This is a genomic window from Mesorhizobium sp. CA15 (assembly GCF_020165215.1).
Taxonomy (GTDB): Bacteria; Pseudomonadota; Alphaproteobacteria; order Rhizobiales; family Rhizobiaceae; genus Mesorhizobium.
Genome location: NZ_JAIUHQ010000002.1, coordinates 73,250 through 99,136, shown reverse-complemented (window position 1 = coordinate 99,136; position 25,887 = coordinate 73,250). Strand labels below are relative to the sequence as shown.

Here is a 25,887-nt window from a genome sequence, read left to right as displayed (position 1 = left end):
ATGTCACCGATGGCATTCATGAACCGAAATCTTCTTGCAGCGATAGGTGTGCTGGCTGCGGTTGATGCTGCCTCCGCGGCGGAGGACCGGCCAGCCTACCATCTCTCCCCCGGCGACATCGTCGAAATAGGAATCTCTTCGATACCGGAACGAACTCAACGTGCGGTAATCCAGATGGACGGTACGATCGCGCTTCCCCAAGTCGGGAAGATATCCATCGGCGGTCTGACGCCTGCCGAGCTGCAGGCCCGCATGGAAACGATCTTGCCTACCAAGATATTTCAGCAGCGTTTGCCCGATGGGCGAGAGCAGATGATCGTTGTCCAACCTGGCGATGTGACCGCGATCGTCGCGGAATATCGTCCGATCTATGTGACTGGCGAGGTGCTCACTCCCGGCCAGCAGGCATATCGGCCTCTCATGACGGTGAGACAGGCGATTGCGGTGTCTGGCGGTCTCAGTCTTCTGCGCTCACGTGTGAATCAGACCGGTCCTGACCCGGTTGATCTGCAGCGCGACTATGAATCGCTTTGGGGGGAATACACCCGCGACTATTACCACAGTGCTCGCATTCGCGCCGAACTGCAGGATCAGCCAAGTTTCGATACCAAGCCTCCCCAAGGGTCACCACTGTCTGCCGCCTTCAGCTCGGCTATTGCCGACGCCGAAAGAGAGGCGCTGAAGATCTCTCTCGATAACTTCCAGCAGGAGCAAAGCTACGTTGATCAGGGCGCAAAGGATGCCGCGGCGCAGATCGACGTTCTGACCAAGCGCCAGCAGGTCGAGAGCGACGGGGTCAAGGCGGATGAGGATGACCTGGCTCGGGTGACGAAATTGTTTCAAGCGGGCAATCTGACCAACGCCAGGCTGTCTGACGTCAGGCGCTCCGCGCTTCTCTCTTCCAATGGGCAGCTTCAGACATCGGTCGAGCTCATGCGGGCGCGACGCCAGCAGGAAGATTATCTCAGGCAACGCGAGCGCAATGAAAACCTGCGAAGGATCGGTTTGCTGACCGAGTTGAAGGATACCGATGTCCGTCTTGCCGACACCACCGCAAGGCTCCACGCCACTAGCCAGAAATTACAGCCCGCTGGCGCGTCCGCTCTGCCTTTGCCGGTAAGCGGAGAAGCCATTCAGACCCAGATCACCATCGTGCGCAAGATTGGTGAAGAATGGCGCAAACAACTCGTCGAAGAAGATTCAGAAGTGCTTCCGGGAGATACGATCGAGGTGAGGTTCAGCAGCGATCTAGGACGTGCAGCAAGCCAGTAGGGGGCCGCGTTTGCGATCCCGCTATTGCTTGAAGGCTCGTGAAATCTGATCGGTCAATGGCTTAAGCAAATACGACCAGACGCTGCGCTCCTCGGTGCTTATGTGAACTTCGGCAGGCATGCCTGGCTTTAGGATTTTCTCACCCTTCAGGCAGGTGGCCTGGTTGTCGACGTGGATGCGAGCCGAAAAATAGGAAAGCTGGCGTTCCTGATCCTTGATCAGATCTGCAGAGATACGCTTCACCGAACCCTCGCAAACAGGTGTGGTTCCGACGTCGAAAGAGGGAAAGCGGATTGATACCCGCTGCCCGGGCTGGACATCATCCATCCGGGTCGGCGGAATGAGCGCATCCACGACAAGGTTGTCGGTGTCGGGTACAACCACCATGAGCACCTCTCCCGGTCCAACTACGCCTCCGACGGTGTGGATAGAGGATTCTTGTACCGTCCCGGTCTGGGGAGATCGGATATCCGTCCTTGCGAGCTCGTCGTCCGCCACTATCTTGCGCTCTTCGAGCTCTGTGCGCTTTGCTTCGTTTTCGCGGAGCTCGCTTGTCACGTCGCTGCGCATCTGCTCGTCGAGCTGAAGCACCTGCAAGTCCGTTTCACTGATGTGGGCTTGCACCTCAGCGATTGCTGCAACAAGTCGCCCCGACTCACCGCGAGCACGAGCTTCTTCCAGGCTGACATTGCTCAGTCGCTCTTTGGACACCAATTTCTTGGAGTAAAGAGCTTGGACGTCGGCAAGGCTGCGGGTAAGGAGATCCAAGGAGTCGTTCGTCGCCGCAAGCTGAGCCTTGAGGCCGTCAATCTGATGTCGAAGTTGCATCGAGCGGCTCTGCAACTGCGCCTTTTGGCCAGCCAACGCCGTAGCCCGGCTTTCAAACAAGGCACGTTCCCCGTTGACAAGAGCAGCCACCCGCGGGTCGCTCATCCTCACGCGCAGACTGGGAGGAACCTGCATTTCCGGCAGCCCTTGCCGCTCTGCCTCGAGCCTGGCCAGGCGGATGGTGACCCGGTCGAGATCTTCACTGACGATCTGCAGGTTTGAGCGTGTGAGCGTGTCGTCAAGCCTGACCAACACGGCGCCGGCACGCACATGATCACCATCCTGGGCGAAGATTCCACCGATGGTGCCGCCGGTCCGATGCTGGACCTTCTTTACACTGCTTTCGACCACAACGGTCGCTGGCGCTATCACAGCGCCGGCGATCTTGGTTAATCCCAACCAGGTCCCGCCGCCAACGAGCAGAAAGGCGGTGGTTGCCAAGCCCAGAACCAGGTTGGCGCGGATGCCATCCGGATCATTGATCAGCCTGGTTCCGAGCCAACGACTTGCGTCGTCGACACGAGCATAAGAAATCGTCGCGTCAGACACGGAATAGGACCTCAAGCGTTGCCGGCATTTTTTTGCAGCGGAACGACTGCCGGCTGGGGGAAGGGGCGGACGACATTCGAGAGAACATCTTCTCGCGGGCCAAATGCGTGAACCATCCCGTTCGACATGACCAATACCTGATCGATATTGACGAGCGCAGAGGGGCGATGCGCCACGACGATCACGATACCGCCACGCTGACGCACCGCCAGGATCGCCCCCGCCAACGCAACATCACCGTCTGAATCCAAGTTGGAATTCGGTTCGTCGAGCACGACAAGAAACGGATCGCCGTAAAGTGCCCTGGCCAGTCCGACCAGTTGCCTCTGCCCGGCCGACAGGGCCGTCCCGCCTTCGCCGATTCGTGTTTGGAACCCCTGAGGCAATCGCATGATCATCTTGTCGACACCCGCCGCTCGAGCGGCTGCCATGACGCCTTTTGGGTCGCTCTGGCCACCAAATCTCGAAATGTTGTCGGCAACCGTTCCATCGAACAGTTCGACATCCTGCGGCAAATAGCCGATATGAGCACCGAGCAGTTCCGAACTCCACTGATCGAGAGCAGCGTCGTCCAATCGAACGGTTCCCCGAATTGGCTTCCATACTCCGACCAGCGCGCGCACCAGCGTTGTCTTCCCGGAACCGCTAGGGCCGACGACTGCCATCCCAGCGCCGCTCGCCAGGCGAAAGCTTACATTGAGAACCGTCGGCCGTTGTGCGCCTGGGGGCGCTATTGTCAATTCCTCGACGGAGAGTTGCCCCCGCGGGCTGGGAAGCTCCATAGGAGCGCTTTGGCTACCGAAAGCATCCAGCGCTGCAGTCAAGTCGGAGTAGCTTCGGCGCGCGGCCAGAAATCCTCTCCAGTTTGCGATCGCGGCGTCGACCGGCGCCAAAGAGCGGCCAAGCAATATCGAAGATGCGATGATCACACCCGGGGAAGCGTCCCCCCCGATCACCAGATAAGCGCCCAGCCCGAGTACACTCGATTGCAAGGCCATCCTGAGTGTCTTCGACAATGATCCGGTTCCGCCCACGATGTCGGAGAGCCGTTCCTGGTTCTTGAGATAGGCATGGCTGACTTCTCCCCAGCGTCGGCCAAGCCTGGCGGAGAGACCCATCGCCTGAACGACTTCCGCGTTGCGGCGGCCTGCATCGGCAAGGATGCGTTGCGCGACCAGTGTTTCGGAAGTTCGGGCCGCGGGGCCGCGGCCGGCAATTTCTGCGACCACGGTCAAAAGCACGACGACAACGGCGCCGACGGTTGCCAGTAGCCCAAGGGAAGGGTGCAACAGGTAGATGACCACCATATAAAACGGCATCCACGGGGCGTCGAAAAAAACGGTCGGCCCCAGGCCGGAGAGAAAGCCGCGCAGCTGGTCCAAGTCGCGAAGCGGCTGCACCCGGTTCGCCTCCTGCCCGGCGACCAGGGGCACCGACAGCGATATGGTGAAGGCCTTGTGCTGCAGGTTTCTGTACAGGCGATTGCCAATTCGAACCAGCAAGCGAAGCCGCACGAAATCGAGCAGCCCGTATACGGCATAGAGGCCCAGCATGCCGACCGTAAATCCCACGAGCGTCGGAACGCTCTGCGAGGGAAGCACACGGTCATACACCTGCAGCATGTAGACGGAGCCGGTCAGGGCTAGAATGTTTATCACCGCCGAAAAGAGACCAATGCCAACCAGCCCGGACCAACAACCCGACATGGCTGAGAGCAAATGTTGCGTACGATGTTCCCTCACGACGCGCGATCTCTCACTCGAGATTGTCGCACGGCCTCGTGGACGCTGTCAGCGTAGGACAAGATCTTACCTTTCGTTGTGACCCGCCCACCCCGAACATTACATCAAGCTAACATTCGTCAAATTTTATCAAAATGCAGCAAAATCATGACGCTCAGACGCTAAATCGTGAATCGCCACGAACAAGCTGGGGATAACCGACCCTGGAAAGCGAGCGTTTATTGACCATTTGAAGGTCGACGGGGTTTGCCCTTTGTCGGATCACGTTTTGATGTCTGTTGGATGAGGAAAGTGACCTGATCAGACATTCGACGCGCGTGGTTCATCGGGGTTCTTCATATGGGCGACGACGACACGGCCCTCGCCAGCTTCGTTCGAAATCGTGCCAATATTCTCGTAGGCCTTTGCGCGGTTGAGCAGACTCACGACTTGCCGGTCCTGGCCAAGGCCAACCTCGAACAGCAGCATGCCACCTGGCCGCAGGTATTGCGGCGCGTCTCTTATCACCCGCATGTGGATGCTCAGGCCGTAAGGGCCAGCCGCAAACGCCTCGCGCGGCTCGAGTTCGGTCAAGTGAGAGCGGTCGCCCTCGAGCCGCTTTTCCGAGATGTATGGCGGGTTGCAGACGATCATGTCGATCCTGCCGACAAGTTCCGGGCCGGAGAGAGGCTCAAACAGGTCGCCCTGCAGCACCGAAACGCGCCCTGCCAATCCATGATGGTCGACGTTGCGGCGCGCGGCGTTGACGCACCCATCCGTTAGGTCGCTCGCCCAGATCCGCGCGGTGGGGGCATAGTGCGCTATGGCGCATGCCAGATTGCCGGCGCCGCAGCACATATCGATAACGCGGGGTTCTGCAGTCCTCAACTGATCCAAGGCGCCGAGGGCGGCTGTGCCCAGCAGTTCCGTCTCCGGGCGTGGCACAAGCGCGCCAGGTGTCACGAGCAACTCCAGCCCCATGAAGATGGTGCGCCCTTTGCTGTAGGCATCCTCGACGCTGATTTCTTGGCTCACGACAACCCGCTTTTCCCAATGCTGTCGTTCGGGAGACAGCTATGATCAGTTCTTTTTTCGGATGACGTATTGTGCAATCCCTTGGATGGAATCGAGGTTCTCAGGCAGAAGCTCGCTGTCTTCGACGACAATGCCAAAGGTTTCCTCAATGAATCCGATGACCTCCAGGACTCCCGTCGAGTCGACGATACCTTGGTCGAGCAGTGACGTATTGTTTTCCAGAGCCTCAGCGTCAGCAACATAGAAGTTGGACGCCAGAAACCCCCTAATTTTCTCGCTGTAAGTCTCTATCCTGTCTTCGCTGGACAACATTTTGCTTCCCCGGTTAAAACAAGAAAATTGACGCCAAGTCTCGCGGAAAACGCCTCATGACAAAGCCGTCTTCTTAAGTTTTCCCGTATCTGTCATCGGCAGGCTGGGTACAATGACAATTGATTTTGGGACCATGAAATTTTCCAGGCGCCTCTGACATTCCTTCTGCAGTTGTTTCTCGTCGATGGACCTTCCTTGCTCCATCACGACGAACGCCTTCACCGCCTGCCCAAGAAGTTCGTCCGGAACGCCTATCACGGCGGCCTCCCGCACCCCTGGAATGCCAACAAGCGCGTTCTCAACCTCTTTGGGCGCGACCTTCTCGCCACGGGATTTGATGATCTCATCGCCACGACCTACGAAATAAAGGTACCCTTCCGCGTCGATCCGGCAGTAGTCGCCGGTGTAGAGGACCTGTTCACCGGGCAGAGGACCAGGTTTAAGCTTCCTTGCGGTCGCCTCTGGCTTGCCCCAGTAGCCCTTCATCACGGTCGCGCCGCGGATGACGAGCTGGCCGACGACGTCGGGGCCGACCCGCTTGTCGTCGTCGTCGACGATCCACATTTCCGTGTTCGGGATGGCTATCCCGACGCTCGACGGCTTTCGTTCAAGGTCCTCTGGCGGCAGGTAGGTGCAACGCTTGCACTCGGTGAGCCCGTACATTGAATAGATGCGCGCGCTCGGAAAAAGGTCCTGGAGCATGAGAATATGTTTCAACGGCAGGGCGGCCGCGGTATTCGTAACATAGCGAATGCTCGAAAAATCCTGATCCTTCAGCGATTTGAGTTCCGAGAGCGCCGCAAAAATAGTAGGCACGCCGGGGAAACCTGTGACCCGTTCTTGCTTGATCAGTCCAAGGATCTGCGCTGCAAAAGCAAACGAGCGTTCAAGCACCAGACGGGCGCCAGTGCGGAACGCCATGATCATCTGGTACAGGCCGTAATCGAATGCCAAGGGCAGGACATTGAGGATCACTTCGTCTTCGCCGAGCTCAAGGTACGATGCGATCGAGGTGCAAGCCGCCATCATGTTTGTGTGCGTCAGCATCACGCCCTTGGGCTCGCCGGTAGAACCTGACGTGTAGATTATGGCGGCGAGATCAATGTCGATGCATCTGCGCGCCGGTGCCTCCTTGTTGCCGGCAATCGCAACATCCCAGCGGACCGCATGAGGCAGTTGCATCAACTCGGCGTCATCTATACGCCCGGAGACAATCATCCGGCGCAGTGACGGGCAGTTGCGGGCCGGCTCGCTGAAGACCGAAGTCAGATGGTTGTCCGTTATCAGCGCGGCTGGCAGGCAATCGTTGAGCAGGTAATGAAGCTTGTCGCTCTTGGTCAGCGGATTGACGATGCACACCACGGCGTTCGCCTTGAGCACGGCCCAGAAGCTGACGACCGTCTCGACGGTGTTGTCGGCGAAGATCAAAACGCGATCGCCGCGGGTCACTCCGGCGTCAGCCAGGTGTTGCGCAACGTTGTTGGCACGAGTCTCGATCTCGGCATAGGTCACGCGTTGCCCGCCGCAGACCAGCGCCACCTTGTCACCCAGCCGATCGGCCGAGTGCCTGAGATAGTCGTGCAACAGCGGTATGGCTCCATGCATCATGCCAACACCTCTTCCCTGATCTCATGGTCAACGTCGACGCTGAGCTCGATCTTCTGCCTGCCGATGGGGCGGCTTGCGATAAACTGCTGGTGAAGAAGCTGGGTGGAGAGCACGCCCACCAGCGCCATGTTGTCGGAATTGGAAAGGTCTTGGTCCACGGTCCTGGCTCGACACTTGCCCAGCAGGCGCGCGACCGACTCCGCATCGAAGACGTTTGCGTCGCGCAACGCTCTTTCCGAAAGTGCCTCGCGCACATAGGCTGGTGCATTGTCGGCAACGAAGCATTGAGCGTTCGGCGCCCTGTAGGGCTGTTTCTTGCGGGCGATGATTTCCGGCGGCAGGATCGGCTCGGCCACCCGCTTCAGCACATGCTTCTCGTCCAGAATGCGCAGCTTGTATTTGGCTGGAAGCGAGTTCGCGAGTTTTACAACGTCATCGTCGAGGAACGGAAAGCGCCCTTCGACAGAGTTGCCCATCAGCATTCGGTCTCCCTGCGAGGAGAGCAGATAGCCGGACATCAAAGTCTGGATTTCGATATACTGGTCCTGTGCCAGAGAGTCCCAGCGCGAAAATTCGTCGGGCAGGCGCGCAAGGAACGCGGCGGCCGCGTTGTACGGTTCCGTCTCGGCTTTCATGTCGGCAGAAAACAACCGCTTGAGAGCGCTGGTCGTGCGCCAACGGGTACCATGTGCGAAGCCTGGCGCATCATGGGTGTGGATATCATGTCCGAAGAACTGACGCGCCATTGCTTGCTGATGCACCGGAGAACGAGTGAGATAGGGGTACAGGCGTTCCAGCAATCGCGCGCGTCTCGTCGAGGATGGTTGATGCCCCCAGAAGCGGCGCACCTTCCCTTCCCGGAACAGGTCGTAGCCAGCGAACATTTCATCCGCGCCTTCGCCCGTCAGCACGACCTTGATTCCGTGCTCGCCTACCAATCTTGAAAGCAGAAGAAGTGGCGCCGGCGCGGTCCTCAGGATCGGACGTTCGGTGTGGTAGATCACCTCCGGAAAGACATCGGCGATATCGCTGCGAGAAACCGTCACCTCGTGGTGCTCGCTGCCGGTCGCGCCTGCCACCAATCGCTGGTAGCTGGTCTCGTCATATTCAGCATCGGCAAACCGCAGCGAAAACGTTTGGAAGCGCTCGCCGGCGATGCGGCTTGCCATCATGGCGACAAGCGAGCTGTCGAGTCCGCCAGACAGGTAGCAGCCAACAGGCACATCGGCCTGGTCGATCCGCAGCGCCGTCGCCGACTGCAGAGCCTCGCGCACTTCGTCCACTGCATCATCGAGCGACCCTGGGAATTCTCGGCGTTCGTCGAACGCCTCGGGATAGCTGGGTTTCCAGAATGCCTGCTCACGAACGGTTCCGTTCTCATAGACCCGAATGTGGCCAGGCTTGAGTTCCCGGACCCCCTTGAATACGCCTTGCGGCGGGACCACCGTCCAGAGAGTGAACGTCTGATCAATGCCGGCTGGATCGAAGGCTCGCGGCAAAGCCGCGTCGGCCGCGAAAATGGCCTTCACTTCGCTGGAAAAATAGAGGCGCCCAGCGTGCTCGCAAAAATGCAGGGGGCATATGCCGAACCGATCGCGCGATAGCACGAGGCGGCCGGCCAGCGAATCCCAGATCGCGATTGCCCATTGCCCGTTCATCCGCTCAAAAGCGGAGTCGCCCCATTCGCGATATGCATGAACCGCCACTTCGGTGTCGCTGCGGGTGCGGAAGCGATGACCGAGCGCGACCAGCTTTTCGCGAAGCTCAACGTAATTGAAAATCTCGCCGTTGAAGACAATCCAGGTCTTGCCGCTCGTGTCGGCAAGCGGCTGTTGCCCACTCGAAAGGTCGACAATTGAAAGGCGTGCGTGGGCCAGCCCCACGCGATTGTCGCGGTAGAGGCCGTGTTCGTCCGGACCGCGATGCACGAGCGACCCCGCCATGCGCAGAAGCGCCTCGCGCGAAGGCCGCGCCGCGGTAGCGTCCAGTGCCACGATTCCGGCTATGCCGCACACGCTCAGCCCTCGTCCATCTCGACGGCGGGCAGGGGTCTCGCGTGAAGATAACGCGCTGCGCGCCGCTTGCTTTCAATGTCCTTGAAGACTTTCTGAACCTGGTCGGGAGTGAGGCCGGCGACCGCTGCGATCTCGTTGGCAGAAATGCCGTGGTTCAGGCCATAGAGACACAAATCCGTCAGGTGATATGGCAATGCGAAATAGAACTCCTCCTGGCTTTGCGCCATGGAGAACGTATCCGTGGTTGGCGGCCTGCGCCGCACCTCAGGGTCTATCCCGAGATACTCCGCGAGTTGATAGACTTGCGTCTTGTAGAGGTGGACGATCGGCAGCACGTCGGCGATTCCATCGCCCTGTTTGACGAAAAAGCCTTGGTCGTGCTCCAGCCGGTTTGGCGTGCCTGCCACCGCGTAGTTGAGACGGTCCGCGTGATAATACTCCGTCATCTTTCGCACGCGTTGCTTGTAGTTGGTGGCGGCGACGATCTGCAGATAGGTTGCGGGTGGCAGTCTGACCGTGTCGACTTTGCCATCCGGATCCTCGACCGTCAGCCTGGTAATGTTGATGCCGTTGCTTTCCAGAACCGACGCCATCACCAGCTTGCACTTCCAGCCTTGACCGTAGGCGGGAACGACGGTCCGTATCGCCTCGATCTGACGTGAATAGGCACCGATGCCCTCCAGGGCAGGCGTGATGTCTTCAACGATCGAATCGATACCAAGTTGCGATGCAACCGTTCGGCCAAGCCGCAGCGAGTCGCCGGAAGAATGGGATTCCGGCATGAATAGGCCGAGGACCTTATCTTTCCCGAACGCGCCGACGCAGAGTGCTGCGACAACGGAGCTGTCGATGCCCCCAGAGAGGCCGACAACGACGCCTCGGCGCCGGAGTGTACCAAAGACCTGTCGACGCAAGGCTTCTACGATGCGATCGACCTCGGCACGAGCGTCGAGCACCAGGGCATCCTTGCCAAACCCGGAGATCACGTCGATGACCGTTCCTCCCCCTGGCGAGATTCTTCTGGCAGATAAGTTCGGGCCACGGCCGCCTCGATGAGCGGTCGGTTGAAGGCCACGTTAGGCTCCGAGACCATGTCGATGTGGGTGCCAATGATTGGAATCACATCCAGGTCTGCGAAAGCATTGTCCCACCCGATGGCGCGAGGCATTCCAGGACGGGCGCAGCGAAATAGGGTACCGGTGATCGGCAGTCGGGGTCTTGGCGTCTGGAGCCACTGAAAAAACGCTTTGGCCCTCAAAACTTCCTGAAGCTCCAGCTTGGCCCTAAAGCTGGTCGCGTTGAATTTCTCCTGGGCATAGCGATCAAGCAAGCGGGCCAGTTGCATCTCGTAGCCCATTCGGACCACGACCTTTGCAAGGGCGCGGCAAGCCATTCTGTAGGCGGTAATACGATTGGTTCGGATTCGATGAATTGTGCGGACGACCGTCTCTCGGTAAGTGCTCCGTTCACCGAGCAGGCTGGTGTCGAGGATGCCCAGAAACTTCACATTTCGCCCGACAGCCAGCAGCCTTGAAGCAACTTCAAAAGCAACGACGCCGCCAAGCGAATGGCCGAGAAGTCGTACGTTACCTTCAGGCTGGGCGCGGCGTATCTGGTCGAGCGCGGCCTCGGCCATATCCGCGACCGAGTTTTTTCCCTGCAGTATCATTGCCAGGGCGGGATACCTGATCGGGACAACCCGGGCGGTTCTACCCATGGAGGCCGCGAAGGCGGCAAGGCTAGGGCCATAGCCGACGGACCCGGGGAGCAGGAAGAGAATTGGCGGATGCTCTTTGCGCGAGCTGGCCTGCTCGTTACCTGCTTTCGCGGCCGCGACGGCCTTCACCATTTCGTCGAAATTCATTCCGACGGTGAAAGGTTCAAGGTCGATCTCCAGGCCGAGGACGCTTTCGATCTCCATGACACAATGCAGCAGCTTCAGCGAATCGCCGCCGGCGTCATCCCAACGTCCCGCGGCAACGCGCGTGTTCAGAATCTTGGTCCAGGCACGTTGCACGATCTGCTGGATAGTCCGTTCGGGTCCTGTATTCGGAGCCTGGACAATGCGGTCCTGCCTCACGCTTGCGCCGTCCAACTCGGCAAGCCTCGCCATGTCGACCTTCCCGCCCGGCAGGCGTGGAATTTCGGCAATGGCGTGCAGTCTCAACGGGCATAGAGGCGGCGGCAGTGTCGTTCGGGCAAGATGGCGGAGATCGTCCGCGAAGTTGGAAGTGGCCGGCCCGCGAGGTACGGCGAAGGCGATGAGTTCCGTTGACGCCGTCACAATCGCTACAGCGTCCTCAACGGAAGGCGCGCCACGCAAAACCCGCTCCAGCTCCGCGGGCTCAACGCGTCGGCCATTGATTTTTATCTGACGTCCCTTGCGACCCATGATCTGTAGCAGGCCATGGTTGTCCAGTTGGACGAGATCACCCGTTTCAAAGATGCGGACGGACGGGTTCTCGGGGTCTGCAGCCACGGGCACGACGACGCCGTTCTCCCAATGGCCAAGCAAGACATACGGACTTTTTATGACAAGCTCTCCAGTCCCGCCGGGCGGCACCGGGCGTCCTTGCTCGTCGATAATCGCGAAACTGATCCCTGGAAGGAGCCATCCGACGGGAACCGAGGCAGCCTGCTCCGGCCAATCGGTCGGTACAAACCATTGTGATCCTGTCGTCTCGGTTGACGAGTAGCCGATCTGCACCAGGCAGTTGCTTGAAACGGCGTCGCGTAGCAGCTTGATGTCAGACCATGACACCTTTTCGCCGCCGATCCGAGCCACCCTGAGACTGCGGAATGCGTCTTCTGATTTGTTCGCCATGAGCGCCCGCAGGAGAGCCGGCACCAGGTAAGTGACAGTCACTCCCTCGGCTTGCATCCGGTGTAAAACCGCGCGCAAGCCTACGGCTTCGACCTCAAGAAGATGCAATGTGGCGCCGGTAAGAAGGGCGGCGAGCACCTCTCGACACCCAGCGATAGTGGCCGGTCCCGTAAGAGGCAGGAATACATCCTGCGCATTGATGTGACAGGCATTTACATATTGCTGAACACGCCATAGCAGGCTGCGTTGACTGTTAACGATGCCTTTTGGCCGACCTGTACTGCCTGAAGTGTAAAGGACGATCGCGGCGGCATCCACGGATACCGGATGGAGCTGGGGAACGCGATCGCTCTTTGGTTCGCCGCGGGGCGAGACATTTATCCAGCCGACAGCTCGCGGCAGGCCCGTGGGTCGGACATCTCCATCCCCTATGATGGTCGATAACCGCGCCTCGGACACGATCGCATTGATCCTGGTATCCGGATCCCTCGTATTCAGGGGTACCAAAGGCCGCCCTGCGGCCATGCTCGCCAGCATCGCCAACGGAAAGAAGGCCGTATTCGCAAGAAGAATACCGACGGCGTTTTCGGCGGGAGTGATGGCGAGGATGCGGCTAGCCAGTGCTTCGACAGCCGAGACGAGTTCCGAATAAGTGAAGCGGTTGGTTGCGTCGGTAATCGCCAGCTTTTCGGGATGCTGACTGGCCACATTTTTCAAATGATCGACAATGGCGACATCGGCATAATCAGCGTCCATCCGCTGATAGGGGCGCAAGACAGGGCCGCCTTGGTCGAGAGCGTATTCCGGGACATTCGTCCATTTGTTATTTGCCGCCGATTGAGAATCCGTCCGCGGATATTCAATCGCGAGTTCCGATCCTGAGTAGGCTGGTGACATGACGGGCTCACGCTATGGATAGCGTCAGTTATCGCCGCCCGCCCAAACCATTTCATCGATCATTCTGATGATGCTGGCGACGCTAGAGGTGTACATCGAAAAATTTCGCGCCCGCCTTATGGCGGCGGGGCGTCAGACTAAAGAACAGCCGTGCGAGATGGAGAGCTGATGCCGCGGCGCGGGCCGGGGCAGATTTGCATTCTGAATGGCTCGTCTAGCGCCGCGGTCTGTGTTTGCCAAAAGGCACGTCGCGCTCAGCCACTCGCTACACGATATCCACCGAGAAAATTTTGAAGATAGTTACAGCGCGCAGCGCGCGATCGACTCGGTTGCTGTCCTTCGGACGGTCCTTTGGAAATACCGCAGTCTATACGACCGGTTTTGCATCGACGGCACTTAGCGAGTTCCGCCGGCGATCCTGTTTGTCCACGCGGCGATGGCCAGTCCGCAGATCGCGCCTGCAAAATCAGCAATCCAGTCGAACATGTCCGTGTCCCGCGCCACCAGCGGGGTGGCCTGAAGAACCTCGATCGCCGCCCCTACAAAAAGGACCAATACAACCAGCCTCAATTTTTGCTTGGGCCAACCGAGACCGCCGAGGACCCCCAAAGTCGTGAAGGCGACCGCATGATTGAGCTTGTCGTGACTGAACGTGAAACCCATGCCCAGCATATCGAGAATACCGCCGGGCAGCAGAGCTAATAAAACAATTGCCACCAACGCGAATGGAAAGGTCATTCTCGCCACCAGCGAGCAGGTGTCCGTTGCCGGCAAACGCGTCAGTCCTTCAATCGAGCCTGCTGAAGCTTTCTCAAGTCGCGGCAATTAACCTCATCAATTCTCCCGCTTAGAACCTCCGCCATGCCGGCGCATCGGCTAAATGAATGAGGGCCGCGGAGGTGGAAGCTCATTCGGTCTAATAACACCGGGATATGCCTGCGTTGCCGCAGCGCACCCGATCATCCGCTATGTGAAAAGGTTCACCTAGCCAGGCGTTTAGTTGCGCTATGTACGAGAGGAGAGTCGCAACGGTTTGGGGAACACGGCGTCTGGAGCAGCGGGTGGCAGCGGCTAGCCGCCGGGCCTAGCCAGCAAGGTTTTCGCAATCTCGCCAGAACGAACATATCCGTTCGGACTAATTGTGGGCGAACATGCGAACGAACCAGGTGGGTATCTAAATTTGCTACCCAGTGCGTGCTCTCGGGGTGGCAGGTGTGCGAGCTGGCGCGGAGATAGTCGTGGAAGAAACGGCTGTCGACAATCACTTCACCCTACCAGGGGAGTGTCACTTGGAACGAGGAAGCCGCCTTCTAGCAGGTCCAGAGCGTCCAGCGCTTCTTCGACCCGCAAATGCGCCAAAGGAATTCCGTCAACGAGCAAAACTTTTTGGTCGCCTACGTCGTAGACCTCCCAAAGCCTGTCGATCCCCCGCCGGATGGCGTGCCGTCGTTCCATGCGCGGACAATATGAGCCATATGCGAGTTTGAATAGGGAACGATCCCGGCGGTGACAAATTATAGCGTGGATAAACTGGTCAAGCTTGGTTGCACTTAATCATGGATACAACCCTGGAATGGTTTTACAGTGAGTGAACGAGGCCTGAAATTCCTTCAGGAGTGGATGGATAGCAATCTGCCGCATCATTCATCATCTGACACGATCTTAGCGCAAGAGCTTGCAAGGCGACTAACCAGCGACGCAAAAAAGGCTGGAATTCGATCCGAAGAGATCTCGGAGGAGGTCGGCAGCATCTTCTCAACGATGATCGAGGCGCTTGGAAGCAGGGATCCCGTGCCGGATTGAGAGCAGAACGTGGGCTGCGCAACCGAAGAAGCGCTCCGGCCCACAACGATAGGAACTACAGCTGCCCTGTCGGACATGTTGAAGTAAGATGCCTGGTTGGCGCCCTCATGCCGCCATCCTGCCGATCGAGAAATATTCGATGCCGTAGCGCGCGATCACCTTGGGATCGTAGAGATTGCGGCCGTCGAAGATGACCGGCGTGGTCAGCGCATCCTTGAGCGCGTCGAAGGACGGCGCGCGGAAGCTCTTCCATTCGGTGCAGATCAAAAGCGCGTCGGCGCCGCGCAGTGCCGCTTCCTTGGTGCCGCACAAAAGCAGATCGTCGCGCAGGCCGTAGATCGCCTGGCACTCCTGCATCGCCTCGGGATCGTAGGCCTGCACCTTGGCGCCGGCCGCCCACAACGCCTCCATCAGCGTGCGCGCCGGCGCCTCGCGCATGTCGTCGGTGTTGGGCTTGAAGGCCAGCCCCCAGACGGCAAAGGTCTTGCCCCTGAGCGCGCCCTTGAAATAGTGGTTGACCTTGTCGAACAGGACCGACTTCTGCGCATTGTTGCGCTCCTCGACGGCGCGCAGCAGCTTGGCGTCGAACTTGACGCCCTCGGCGGTCTTGATCAGCGCGCGCACATCCTTCGGGAAGCACGAGCCGCCATAGCCGAGGCCGGGATAGATGAAGTGGTAGCCGATGCGCGGATCCGAGCCGATGCCCTTGCGCACCTCCTCGATGTCGGCGCCCAGCTGCTCAGCGAGATTGGCCATCTCGTTCATGAAGCTGATCTTGGTCGCCAGCATGCAGTTGGCGGCATATTTGGTGAATTCGGCGCTGCGCACATCCATCACGATCATCTTCTCGTGGTTGCGGTTGAACGGCGCGTAGAGCTCGCGCATCACCATCTCGGTGTCCTCGCTGGAGGTGCCGACGATGATGCGGTCCGGCTTCATGCAATCGGCGACCGCCGAGCCTTCCTTGAGGAATTCGGGGTTCGAGGCGACGTCGAAGGCGAGATCCTCGCGGCCGCGCCTCTTCAGCGTTTCGGCGATCCTGGCCTTCACCTTCTCGCAAGTGCCGACCGGCACGGTCGACTTGCCGACGACGATCTTGGCGCTGTCCATCTCTCGGCCGATGGTCTCGGCGACGGCCAGCACATATTTCAGGTCGGCCGAGCCATCCTCGCCGGGCGGCGTGCCGACCGCGATCATCTGGATCTGGCCATGCCTGACCGCCGCCGCCGCGTCGGTGGTGAAGCGGATGCGGCCGGCCGCGTGGTTTTCCCTGACGAGAGCCTCCAGGCCCGGCTCGAAAATCGGCACCAAGCCCTGGTTGAGCCGCTCCACCTTCTTCTCGTCGATATCGATGCACACCACCTCATGGCCGACCTCGGCCAGCACAGCGGCCTGGACGAGACCGACATAGCCAATCCCAAATACCGTCAAATTCATTTGGTTCTATCCTGTCAAAGGCCGGGCCGCGGGCCGGTAAACTGGATATGCCGAAAAGGTGGGCTGTTCGACAACACTCCCCGTCATATCCGCTCTTGAGACGCTGCCGACCAGAGCGGCCCGACAGTCCGCCGTTTTGGGGTGGATCGGGATGAACCGCCGGGCCTAACCGACTTTAAAAAAGTCGGCTGGCGGCCTCTATATCAACTCTGGCTAATGGTTACGCCCTTTGAACGAAGGACGTCGGGCAGCTCTTCTACTGCTCGGAGTGCTGCACCATCAGGAGAGGCAATGCTTCCCATGATTAAAATTCGGCGTAACAAAGAGCCCGTGACCGAAGCCGACGGGCCGCTACTGGGTGCCCAGGAATGCGCAAACTGGCAATGTGTGCGGCAAGCGATTTGGCAACGAGGGAGAGCCTGCGCTGTTGCGCGAACAGCTGTGCTTGTCCGTCAGTCGGACCCTGCGTGAGACCAACGTCCTACCCGGCAACTCATAGGTCCCGGCCACGAAACATCTTCCAGAGAAGTCCATTGGTGGGTGCTGGCGAGCATAGTCTCTTCATTGCCAGTTCGTGGATGCCCACCATCACCTGCGATGGGGGATCTGCATCAATCGGGGGTGTTTTGATTGCCGATCCCAGAGAGCTTAAATCACGAATATCTCAGATTTGATTGTCCAAGATGCGAGCATCCAATCATCCGCAAGGGCTCATGGTTCAAGGTCATTGCCACTTTCAGATGCCCCCGCTGCAACACGACGCTGCGGCTAGGATATCCTGAAAAGTTACGCATTTTCGAGACCCACAGGCATCTGACAGACGGACCACCGCCAGCCGGAGCCAGCGGGTGAAGGCGGTTGGCGTCGGTCGGCAGCGCCGACTCGTGGCCTGATCCGACAGTCGGGGTGCAGCAACAGCAACGCTGACGCGCCACGGCGTGGCAAGGTCGTCGACTAGATCGGCGACGTGCGCATAGAGCCGGGAACGCTCCTCTTTGGCGCGACTCCCGGTAAAGGCCAAGATCGATCTTCATGGTCACTTCACGCCGATGCCGGCGGTCAGGCCGCCATCTATCTTGTAGTCCGCGCCGGTGCAAAAGCCGGCCTTGGAAGAGCACAAAAAGGCAATCAGCTCCGCCACTTCCTCGGGCTCGCCGATGCGGCCGAGCGGATGCGCCGCGCCGAAGCGCCTGTAGGCTTCCTGGACGTCGGCATCGCTGCCGTTGTCGCCGCGCGCGGCCTTCTCAAGAATCGGCGTGCGGATCGAGCCGGGGCTGACCGAATTGACCCGGATGCCGGCTGCCGCATAGTCGAGCGCCAGCGAACGCGTCAGCGTGTGGATGGCGCCCTTGGTGGTGGCATAGGCGGCGACGTTCTGCTGGCAGGCGAAACCCTGCACCGAGGCGACATTGACGATGGCGCCGCCGCCGCGCTTGATCATTTCCGGAATGCCGAAATGGGCGGTCAGATAGATCGAGCCGACATTGACCGTCATCGCCTTGTTCCAGGTTTCCCAGTCGGTCGTCGTCGCGGTTCCATAGGGATGGACCGCCGCCGAATTGACGATCACGTCGAGGCCGCCGAAACGCTCGACGCCGGCCGCGATGGCCCCGCGGACCTGGTCCGGCACGGAGACGTCGGTGTCCACGACCAGCGCGCCGGCCCCGGAGCTTTCCAACTCCGCTCGCATCGCGGCATTGGCCGAACGGTCGATGCCGCAGGCGACGATCGCAGCGCCTCCGGCGGCGAGGCGCCTGGCAGTTGCGAGACCGATCCCGGTCGTTCCGGTCACCAGCGCGACCTTGCCGTCAAAATCCTTCATTGCTGAACTCCTTTGGTCACGTCTCGGAAGCCGGTTCTTTCGGCAGGAAACGCAGGGCGAAATCGAGATGGCGGCTCGTCAGATAGGCGTAAGCCAGCCTGTCGCGGGCCTATTTGACTCTCGTTGTCGTCCAACAATAAGTTGCCCACCTCGCGGAGGAAAGCGGCAATGGAACAGTGCTGGCGCTGGTATGGCCCGGACGATCCGGTAACACTCGATCATGTCAAGCAGGCGGGTGCGACAGGCGTGGTCTCGGCCCTGCACGACATCTATGACGGGCGTGTCTGGCCGCTGGAAAACATCCTCCAGCGCAAGCGCATCATCGAGGCGGCGGGGCTGACCTGGTCGGTGGTCGAGAGCATTCCGGTCCACAACTCGATCAAGATCGGTTCGCCGGAGCGGCTCCGCTATGTCGATTTCTACAAGGACACGATCCGCGCCCTGGCGAAGGCCGGTATCGCGACGATCTGCTACAATTTCATGCCGGTGGTTGACTGGACGCGGACGGATCTGGCCTACCGCCTGCCGACGACGGGTTACGCGCTGCGCTTCAATGCGATCGATTTCGCGGCCTACGATCTGTTCGTGCTGAAGCGCCGGAATGCCGAGGCCGGCTACACGCCTGCCCGCATCGCCGAGGCGGAAGCGCGGCTGAAGGAGCTCGGCGACGAGAAGATCGACAGGATCGAGCGCAATCTCATCGCCGGCCTGCCCGCCACCGAGCGCGCCTATAACCGCGACAGCTTTCGCGAGGCCCTGGCTGACTATGATGCAATCGGACCGAAGGAATTGCGCGAGAACCTGGCCTGGTTCCTGCGCGAGATCATTCCGGTGGCCGAGGAGGAAGGGGTGCGCATGTGCATCCATCCCGACGATCCGCCATTCTCGCTCTACGGCCTCCCGCGCATCGTCTCGACCGCCGAGGATGCGCGCTTCATCCTCGATACCGTCGACAGCCCGGCCAACGGGTTGACGTTCTGCACCGGCTCCTACGGCACGCGCGCCGACAACGACATTGTCGCCATGGTCAAGGAGTTCGCCGAGCGCATCCATTTCGTCCATCTGCGCAACGTCACCATCGAGGGCGACGGCTCCTTTTATGAAGCCGAGCACCTCGAGGGAGGCACCGACATGGCGCATGTCATCCTCGCGCTGATGCAGGAAGAAGCGCGTCGCCGCAAGGAAGGCCGCGCTGACTGGCGCATTCCGATGCGGCCCGATCATGGGCATCTGCTCGCCGACGACATCGGCAAGACAAGGATCAATCCGGGCTATTCGCTGATCGGCCGGCTCAAGGGCCTCGCCGAACTGCGCGGCATCATGCGCGCCGTCGAGCGGTTCGGGCTGGCTTGACTTCCAAACGGGCTCGGCTTCGCGCCCGGCTCTTGAAATCCGCAAGAACATAATGGCGCCGCCAAGGGGCGATGGGTATCCTTCGGGCCGCCATCGGCAGGCAGGCTCAAGCGCGCGTTAGGTCGGGTTGCGGCACCGATCCGCCGGAACATGAAACAGGCGATAGTCGCGGGGGAGAAAAGAAATGCGCACCAGAACCAGCATCCGCGTCGTCGGCTGCCATGCCGAGGGCGAGATCGGCGATGTCATCGTGGGCGGCGTGCTGCCGCCCGCGGGCCGCACGATGATGGAAAAGATGATCACAATGGAACGCGATCACGATCATATAAGGCGCATGCTGATCTGCGAGCCGCGCGGCAGCGTTGCCCGTCATGTCAATCTGCTGTTGCCCTCGACGCGCGAGGATTGCGCCGCAGGCGCCATCATCATGGAACCAACCGAATATCCGCCAATGTCCGGCTCCAACACGATCTGCGTCGCCACCGTGCTGCTCGAGACCGGCATGGTGCCGATGCAGGAGCCGGAGACGCGGTTCAAGCTCGATATGCCAGGCGGCGTCATCGAGGTGCGCGCCGAATGCAGCGACGGCAAATGTCTGTCGATCACGCTGCGCAATGCTCCTGCCTTCGCCGAGCGCCTCGATGCCGATATCGAGGTGGAAGGGCTCGGCACGATCAAGGCCGATATCGCCTATGGCGGCATGTTCTACGCGATTGTCGATGCGCCCGCGCTCGGCTTCTCGGTCACGCCCGACGAGGCCCGCGACTTGGCCGTGGTCGGCGAGAAAGTCCGCCGCGCGGCGCGCGAGCAGCTCGATGTCGTGCATCCGCAGTTCGACAATGTGCGCGGTGTGTCCATCGTGCAATTCGCGATGCCGTTCCAAGGGCCGGGCAACGTCACGCGCAACACCTGCATCGTCTCGCCTGGGCGCTCGGACCGCAGCCCGACGGGAACCGGCACCTCGGCCCGCATGGCGGTGCTGCAGGCGCGGGGCCAGATGAAGGAAGGCGAGGTGCTGATCCATGAATCGATCATCGGCTCGCGCTTCACCGGCAAGATCCTCGAACTCACCGAAATCGCCGGGCGCAAGGCGATCGTGCCGCAGATAACCGGCAGAGCCTGGATCACAGGAGAGCACAATTATTATCTCGATCCGACGGATCCGTACCCGCAAGGCTACGTGCTGTCGGACACCTGGGGCACCTCGACTTCGGTGACGCAATAGAATTTGCTGCAACGACGCCGGCTCGAATCATGCGAGCGTCCAGACGCTTTCCGGCTCTTAGCTGGGGCGTTTGCGCTTGCAGAATGTCAGCGGACCTTGCAGGGAGGCGCCTGCTCTGATTCCCTGCAGTTGGTGGGGATCGCCTGATTCGTGTGCTTGTTGTTCCGGTTCCGCACGATCGTGCGGCGGAGCAGCAGTACCTACGGTAGAAAGATGAGAACATGACCGCCAAGCCGGAAATCCTGGAGATGAGGCCCAAGATCACCGTTGTCGGGGTCGGCGGCGCCGGCGGCAACGCCGTCAACAACATGATCGCCGAAGGGCTGCAGGGCGTCGAGTTCGTCGTCGCCAACACCGACGCGCAGGCGCTTACCATGTCGAAGTCGTCGCGGCTGATCCAGCTGGGCGCGCATGTGACCGAGGGCCTCGGCGCCGGATCGCTGCCCCAGGTCGGCAGCGCCGCCGCGGAGGAATCCATCGACGAGATCATGGATCACCTGGCGGGAACGCATATGTGCTTCATCACCGCCGGCATGGGCGGCGGCACGGGGACAGGCGCCGCGCCCGTGATCGCGCGTGCTGCGCGCGACGCCGGCATTTTGACGGTGGCCGTCGTCACCAAGCCTTTCGTGTTCGAAGGCAAGCGCAGGACCCAGGCGGCCGAGGAAGGCATAGAACGGCTGCGCGAGAGCGCCGACACGGTGATCGTCATTCCAAACCAGAACCTCTTCAGGGTCGCGGACGCTAGGACAACATTCGCCGACGCCTTCGCCATGGCGGACCGCGTTCTCTACGCGGGTGTCGGCTGCATCACGGACCTGATCGTCAAGGAAGGCCTGATCAATCTCGATTTCGCCGACGTGAAGTCTGTGATGCGCGACATGGGCCGGGCGATGATGGGAACCGGCGAGGCCTCCGGGGAGGGGCGCGCCAAGATCGCGGCCGAGGCGGCGATCGCCAATCCGCTGCTCGACGAAGCCTCCATGTCCGGCGCCAGGGGGCTGCTGGTATCAATCTGCGGCGGCATGGACATGACGCTGTTCGAGGTCGACGAAGCCGCGACACGGATAAGGGAAGAAGTCGACGCCGATGCCGACATCATCGTTGGCGCCATCTTCGACCAGGCACTGGCGGGAAAGTTCCGCGTGTCCGTCGTCGCGACGGGTCTGCGCAAGAGCGCGGACATCGCGCAGTTCGAGCAGCGGATCGCCTGACGTCACGGCGATCTCGCGGCTGCGCGTGTTCCCGATCGCACGACGCGATCGGTCAATATACGCTTCCGGCCGCGGACAATTCCGGACCGCACGCTGTCGGTCAGCGCGCCTCTTCGTCGCAAGCCGTCACGACGGCATCCGGCAAGCATCTGTCCATATTGGACCCTAATTGACCGATCCGTTCAATGCCGCCAATGTCTGGCAAAGCGTCGGCATCAATCCCTTCCTGCTGCGTGTCGACAATCGCGGCTGACGGAGGAGAGGCTCGATGAAAAGCTTCGTCTATAACGGCCAGCCGGCACGCGTCGTTTTCGGATCTGGCACCATCGCAAGATTGCCGGAAGAGATCGACCGGCTGGGGCTGAAACGCGTGCTCGTGCTGGCAACGCCGCCGCGCGAGGCTGATGCCCGGCGTCTTGCCGGATCGCTGGGCGGCACCGCTGCCGGGATCTACGCCAAGGCGACGATGCATACGCCGGTGTCGGTGACCGAGGACGCGCTGCTGGTCTTGAAGGAACTCCAGGCCGACGGCCTGGTTGCGGTGGGCGGCGGCTCCACGACAGGCCTCGCCAAGGCGATCGCCTTGCGCACAGACCTGCCGCAGATCGTGGTGCCCACGACCTATGCCGGCTCGGAAATGACGCCGATCCTCGGCGAGACGAAGGATGGCGTGAAGGTCACCCAGTCGAGCCCGAAGGTGCTGCCGGAAGTGGTGATCTACGACGTCGACCTGACGATGACGCTTCCTGCTTCCTTGTCGGGAACGAGCGGCATGAACGCCATCGCCCATGCGGTCGAGGCGCTCTATGCCAGGGAAAGCAACCCGGTGATAAATCTGATGGCCGTGGAGGCCATCGGCGCGTTGGTGCGCGCCTTGCCGGTCATCGCCGGGAGCCCGCATGACCGCGACGCTCGCTCCGAGGCGCTTTACGGCGCCTGGCTCTGCGGCATCTGCCTCGGCTCGGTCGGCATGGCGCTGCACCACAAGCTCTGCCACACGCTCGGCGGCAGTTTCGATCTGCCGCACGCGGAGACCCATACGATCGTGCTGCCGCATGCGCTGGCCTATAACGCACCCGCGGTTCCGGCCGTCATGGAAACCCTGCGGGCCGTGCTGAAGGCGGATGATCCTGCCACGGCTCTCTACGATCTCGCCGGCCGGATCGGCGCCAGGCGCGCCCTATCCGAGATAGGCATGCCGTCAGACGGGATCGACATCGCCACGGATCGTGCGCTGGCCAATCCTTACTGGAACCCGCGGGCGCTGAAGCGGGAACCGATCCGGGCTCTCATCGCGCGCGCCTATGCCGGCGAGCCGCCGCAGGCCTAAGAAACCGAGCGTCGCGGGCCGGCTTCACCTGAATATCAATCTGTCTGGATCCAGACCGCCTTCGTCTCAAGGTATTCGTGCAGATGCTCGATGCCGCCTTCGCGGCCGTAGCCGGACATCTTCATGCCGCCGAACGGCACGGCCGGGTCGATGGCGTGATACATGTTGACCCAGACCGAGCCGGCCTTGACGCGACGTGCGAGCTTGTGCGCGGCGCCGAGATTGGTGGTGAAGATGCCGGCCGCGAGGCCGTAAGGCGTCGCGTTGGCACGCGCGACAACCTCATCCAGCGTGTCGAAGGGCATCGCGGAGATGACCGGCCCGAAAATTTCTTCGCGCGCGATCGTCATCTTGTCCGACACCGCGCCGAAGACGGTCGGGGCGATGAAGTTGCCGCCGTCATAGAGCTCGCCCGTCAGCCGCGAGCCGCCGGCGACCAGTTTGGCGCCTTCGTCGCTGCCCGCCTTGATGTAGCTCTCCACCTTGCCGGCCTGCCTGGCATTGATCAGCGGCCCGATTTCCGTCTCCGCCTCGATGCCGTGGCCAATGCGAAGCTTGCCGGCGAACTCGGCGACCCGGCGCACGAACTCGTCATGGATCTCGCGCGCCACGAACAGGCGCGAGCCGGCAATGCAGATCTGGCCCGAATGCACAAACACCGCCATCGCCGCGACCGGGACGGCCTTATCGATATCGGCGTCGCGGCAGACGATGATCGGCGACTTGCCGCCGAGCTCGAGCGAGATGCGCTTGAGGTTGGCGACGCCGGCGCGGGCGATCGCCTGGCCGGTCAGCGTCGAGCCGGTGAAGACGATCTTGTTGACATCCGGGTGCTCGGCAAGGCGCGCGCCGGCCTCGGCGCCGGTCCCGGTGACGATGTTGACGACGCCGTCTGGAACGCCGGCCTCCTGCATCAGCCGCGCGATTAAGAGCGGCGTCAGCGATGCCTCCTCCGACGGTTTCAGCACGATGGTGCAGCCGGTTGCCAGAGCCGGCGCGATCTTCCAGATCGAGGCGGCAGTGGGCGCATTCCAGGGAATGATCGCGCCGACGACGCCGACCGGCTCGCGCCGGGTGAAGGTGACGATCTCGCCGGGGATGGAATTGTCGATTGTCTCGCCATGCAGCGCGGTCGCCATGCCGCCATAGAAGCGCAGCATGCCGATGACCCGGCGCCGGTTGGCCAGCGTGCGGGTGATCGGCAACTCCATGTCGAGCGTGTCGGAGACGCTGAGCTCTTCCCAATGCTTCTCGAACAGGTCGGCGATCCGCAGAAGCACGCATTGCCGCTCATAAGGCGAGAATTTCGACCAGGGGCCCTCGAAGGCCGCGCGTGCCGCGGCCACCGCAGCGTCGATATCGGCGGCTCCGCCGCGCGGCACCGTCGCCAGCACTTCGCCCGTCGCCGGGTTCAGCGCCTGCATCTGCTGGCCGGATTGCGCCGCGACCCACTTGCCGCCGATGAACATCGGCCGGAATTCGCCATGGTAGAGCATGGCGGCCTTCGCCCTCGGGTCGAAGTTCAGCGTCATTGTCTCCTCCTCGTGAATTCCGACGCGACTATTACTCCCGCGGCCGACGACCTCAAACAAGGAAAGCCAAAAGGGCGTTCAGATAATCGGACGTGCAACGCGCGTCTTCCCCTCGGCGATGCATCGATGGGCGGCGGCACAGGCCGCTGTTGCTCCGGCGGGGCTAACGAGCGCCGGGCTGTTCCATCGCCTGACCGTTTTGCGAAGCGTGCGGTTGCGCAGGCTCCGGCCGGCGGTTATGCCGGATTGAGATTTTCCCGCGAGAGGCAGGGCTGATGAAGGTCGTTTCCATCTCCAAATCGCATGGCGGAATCCAGGGCGTCTATTCGCACGCTTCCGAAGTCTGCGCCTGCGACATGACCTTTGCGGTATTCGTGCCGCCGCAGGCCAAGGACGGGCGGCTCCCGGTCCTGTGGTACCTGTCGGGCCTCACCTGCACGCACGCAAATGTCATGGACAAGGGCGAGTACCGGCGGATGGCGTCCGAGCTCGGGCTGGTCGTCGTGTGTCCCGACACCAGCCCGCGCGGACCCGACGTTCCGGACGAAAAGGACAATTGGCAGTTCGGCTGCGGCGCCGGCTTCTATCTCGACGCGACGCAAGAGCCCTATGCGAAGAACTACCGGATGTATTCCTATATCGCCGAGGAATTGCCGGCGCTTGTCGCCGCCAATTTCCCGGTCGACATGTCACGCCAGGCCATTTTCGGCCATTCGATGGGCGGACATGGCGCGCTGACGGTCGCGCTCAAGAATCCCGAGCGCTACCGGAGCTGCTCGGCCTTCGCGCCGATCGTGCAGCCGTCGACGGCCGGGTGGTCGCGGCCGGCCTTCGAAAAATATCTCGGATCGGACGAAAGGACCTGGCACGCCTATGATGCGACACTGCTGATCGAGGACGGCAAGCGGTTTCCGGAATTCCTCGTCGACCAGGGCACCGCTGACGGCTTCCTGCAGGATGGCCTGCGCCCATGGCTGCTCGAAGAGTCCTGCAAGAAGGCAGGGATCGACCTCACCCTGCGCATGCAGGAAGGCTACGACCATTCCTACAACTTCATCTCGACCTTCATGGACGATCATCTGAAGTGGCATGCCGCGCGGCTTGCGTGAT

General features: G+C 61.0%; 19 protein-coding genes. 7 read left to right on the top strand and 12 right to left on the bottom strand.

Features of this window, described 5'->3' with window-relative positions; genetic code table 11:
- The first annotated feature begins 9 nt into the window (after positions 1–9).
- The gene (locus LB515_RS03960; RefSeq protein ID WP_224706815.1) at positions 10–1,272 is read left to right on the top strand and encodes a polysaccharide biosynthesis/export family protein; all 1,263 of its coding nucleotides are present in this window, start codon (positions 10–12) and stop codon (positions 1,270–1,272) included.
- 21 nt (positions 1,273–1,293) lie between these two features.
- On the opposite strand, the gene LB515_RS03955 is transcribed toward LB515_RS03960, so the two are convergent.
- The 9 genes from LB515_RS03955 to LB515_RS03915 all read right to left on the bottom strand — a co-directional run bounded on the left by LB515_RS03955 (position 1,294) and on the right by LB515_RS03915 (position 13,799).
- Positions 1,294–2,649 carry an HlyD family type I secretion periplasmic adaptor subunit gene (locus tag LB515_RS03955; protein ID WP_224706814.1) on the bottom strand — a complete coding sequence of 452 codons (1,356 nt, stop codon included), beginning with the start codon at positions 2,647–2,649 and terminating at the stop codon, positions 1,294–1,296.
- A gap of 11 nt (positions 2,650–2,660) precedes the next feature.
- Positions 2,661–4,355: a type I secretion system permease/ATPase gene (locus LB515_RS03950; RefSeq protein WP_224707154.1), complete on the bottom strand. Its 1,695-nt coding sequence runs from the start codon at positions 4,353–4,355 to the stop codon at positions 2,661–2,663.
- 336 nt (positions 4,356–4,691) lie between these two features.
- Positions 4,692–5,405, bottom strand: coding sequence for a N5-glutamine methyltransferase family protein (locus LB515_RS03945; RefSeq protein ID WP_224706813.1), 714 nt, complete (start codon positions 5,403–5,405; stop codon positions 4,692–4,694).
- A 45-nt stretch (positions 5,406–5,450) separates the two neighbouring features.
- Positions 5,451–5,717, bottom strand: coding sequence for an acyl carrier protein (locus LB515_RS03940; RefSeq protein ID WP_095768673.1), 267 nt, complete (start codon positions 5,715–5,717; stop codon positions 5,451–5,453).
- A gap of 54 nt (positions 5,718–5,771) precedes the next feature.
- Entirely contained in the window at positions 5,772–7,325 is a 1,554-nt protein-coding gene (locus tag LB515_RS03935; protein WP_224706812.1) for a class I adenylate-forming enzyme family protein, read from the bottom strand.
- A complete protein-coding gene (gene asnB, locus LB515_RS03930; protein WP_224706811.1) occupies positions 7,322–9,340 on the bottom strand; it encodes an asparagine synthase (glutamine-hydrolyzing) in 2,019 nt (672 codons plus the stop codon). The genes LB515_RS03935 and asnB overlap by 4 nt, the downstream gene beginning before the upstream one ends.
- A gap of 2 nt (positions 9,341–9,342) precedes the next feature.
- Positions 9,343–10,326, bottom strand: coding sequence for an NAD(+) synthase (nadE, locus tag LB515_RS03925; RefSeq protein WP_181174700.1), 984 nt, complete (start codon positions 10,324–10,326; stop codon positions 9,343–9,345).
- Positions 10,323–13,061: a non-ribosomal peptide synthetase gene (locus tag LB515_RS03920; protein WP_181174699.1), complete on the bottom strand. Its 2,739-nt coding sequence runs from the start codon at positions 13,059–13,061 to the stop codon at positions 10,323–10,325. Before LB515_RS03920 ends, nadE begins: the two co-directional genes overlap by 4 nt.
- A gap of 396 nt (positions 13,062–13,457) precedes the next feature.
- Positions 13,458–13,799, bottom strand: coding sequence for a VanZ family protein (locus LB515_RS03915; RefSeq protein WP_140839492.1), 342 nt, complete (start codon positions 13,797–13,799; stop codon positions 13,458–13,460).
- A gap of 882 nt (positions 13,800–14,681) precedes the next feature.
- Here LB515_RS03915 and LB515_RS03910 point away from each other — a divergent pair.
- Positions 14,682–14,864 (top strand): DUF768 domain-containing protein, encoded by a 183-nt coding sequence (locus LB515_RS03910; RefSeq protein ID WP_140839021.1) that lies wholly within the window; start codon positions 14,682–14,684, stop codon positions 14,862–14,864.
- A 105-nt stretch (positions 14,865–14,969) separates the two neighbouring features.
- Here LB515_RS03910 and LB515_RS03905 read toward each other — a convergent pair whose 3' ends face one another.
- On the bottom strand, positions 14,970–16,301 hold the full coding sequence (locus LB515_RS03905; RefSeq protein WP_140839019.1) for a UDP-glucose dehydrogenase family protein: 1,332 nt from the start codon (positions 16,299–16,301) through the stop codon (positions 14,970–14,972).
- 1,036 nt (positions 16,302–17,337) lie between these two features.
- Positions 17,338–18,123, bottom strand: coding sequence for an SDR family NAD(P)-dependent oxidoreductase (locus LB515_RS03900; protein ID WP_224706810.1), 786 nt, complete (start codon positions 18,121–18,123; stop codon positions 17,338–17,340).
- A gap of 168 nt (positions 18,124–18,291) precedes the next feature.
- Here LB515_RS03900 and uxuA point away from each other — a divergent pair, with 168 nt between their 5' ends.
- From uxuA to LB515_RS03880, 4 genes are all read left to right on the top strand, one after another.
- Complete coding sequence (uxuA, locus tag LB515_RS03895) at positions 18,292–19,476, top strand: mannonate dehydratase (protein ID WP_224706809.1); 1,185 nt, start codon at positions 18,292–18,294, stop codon at positions 19,474–19,476.
- A 184-nt stretch (positions 19,477–19,660) separates the two neighbouring features.
- Positions 19,661–20,701 (top strand): proline racemase family protein, encoded by a 1,041-nt coding sequence (locus tag LB515_RS03890; protein ID WP_224706808.1) that lies wholly within the window; start codon positions 19,661–19,663, stop codon positions 20,699–20,701.
- Between the two features lie 221 nt (positions 20,702–20,922).
- A complete protein-coding gene (ftsZ, locus tag LB515_RS03885; protein WP_040996104.1) occupies positions 20,923–21,915 on the top strand; it encodes a cell division protein FtsZ in 993 nt (330 codons plus the stop codon).
- Positions 21,916–22,183: 268 nt separating this feature from the next.
- Positions 22,184–23,245, top strand: coding sequence for a maleylacetate reductase (locus tag LB515_RS03880; RefSeq protein ID WP_224706807.1), 1,062 nt, complete (start codon positions 22,184–22,186; stop codon positions 23,243–23,245).
- A gap of 35 nt (positions 23,246–23,280) precedes the next feature.
- On the opposite strand, the gene LB515_RS03875 is transcribed toward LB515_RS03880, so the two are convergent.
- Positions 23,281–24,777: an aldehyde dehydrogenase family protein gene (locus tag LB515_RS03875; RefSeq protein ID WP_224706806.1), complete on the bottom strand. Its 1,497-nt coding sequence runs from the start codon at positions 24,775–24,777 to the stop codon at positions 23,281–23,283.
- A 275-nt stretch (positions 24,778–25,052) separates the two neighbouring features.
- On the opposite strand from LB515_RS03875, the gene fghA reads away from it, so the two are divergent.
- Positions 25,053–25,886 (top strand): S-formylglutathione hydrolase, encoded by an 834-nt coding sequence (fghA, locus tag LB515_RS03870; RefSeq protein ID WP_224706805.1) that lies wholly within the window; start codon positions 25,053–25,055, stop codon positions 25,884–25,886.
- Position 25,887 lies beyond the last annotated feature (1 nt).

What these genes read in the sequence shown, in the direction of transcription:
- LB515_RS03960 (WP_224706815.1), top strand. Translation starts at nt 10, where the DNA reads ATGGCATTCATGAACCGAAATCTTCTTGCAGCGATAGGTGTGCTGGCT.
- LB515_RS03950 (WP_224707154.1), bottom strand. Translation starts at nt 4,355, where the DNA reads ATGTCGGGTTGTTGGTCCGGGCTGGTTGGCATTGGTCTCTTTTCGGCG.
- LB515_RS03940 (WP_095768673.1), bottom strand. Translation starts at nt 5,717, where the DNA reads ATGTTGTCCAGCGAAGACAGGATAGAGACTTACAGCGAGAAAATTAGG.
- LB515_RS03935 (WP_224706812.1), bottom strand. Translation starts at nt 7,325, where the DNA reads ATGATGCATGGAGCCATACCGCTGTTGCACGACTATCTCAGGCACTCG.
- LB515_RS03920 (WP_181174699.1), bottom strand. Translation starts at nt 13,061, where the DNA reads ATGTCACCAGCCTACTCAGGATCGGAACTCGCGATTGAATATCCGCGG.
- LB515_RS03915 (WP_140839492.1), bottom strand. Translation starts at nt 13,799, where the DNA reads ATGACCTTTCCATTCGCGTTGGTGGCAATTGTTTTATTAGCTCTGCTG.
- LB515_RS03910 (WP_140839021.1), top strand. Translation starts at nt 14,682, where the DNA reads ATGGATAGCAATCTGCCGCATCATTCATCATCTGACACGATCTTAGCG.
- LB515_RS03905 (WP_140839019.1), bottom strand. Translation starts at nt 16,301, where the DNA reads ATGAATTTGACGGTATTTGGGATTGGCTATGTCGGTCTCGTCCAGGCC.
- LB515_RS03900 (WP_224706810.1), bottom strand. Translation starts at nt 18,123, where the DNA reads ATGAAGGATTTTGACGGCAAGGTCGCGCTGGTGACCGGAACGACCGGG.
- uxuA (WP_224706809.1), top strand. Translation starts at nt 18,292, where the DNA reads ATGGAACAGTGCTGGCGCTGGTATGGCCCGGACGATCCGGTAACACTC.
- LB515_RS03890 (WP_224706808.1), top strand. Translation starts at nt 19,661, where the DNA reads ATGCGCACCAGAACCAGCATCCGCGTCGTCGGCTGCCATGCCGAGGGC.
- ftsZ (WP_040996104.1), top strand. Translation starts at nt 20,923, where the DNA reads ATGACCGCCAAGCCGGAAATCCTGGAGATGAGGCCCAAGATCACCGTT.
- LB515_RS03880 (WP_224706807.1), top strand. Translation starts at nt 22,184, where the DNA reads ATGAAAAGCTTCGTCTATAACGGCCAGCCGGCACGCGTCGTTTTCGGA.
- LB515_RS03875 (WP_224706806.1), bottom strand. Translation starts at nt 24,777, where the DNA reads ATGACGCTGAACTTCGACCCGAGGGCGAAGGCCGCCATGCTCTACCAT.
- fghA (WP_224706805.1), top strand. Translation starts at nt 25,053, where the DNA reads ATGAAGGTCGTTTCCATCTCCAAATCGCATGGCGGAATCCAGGGCGTC.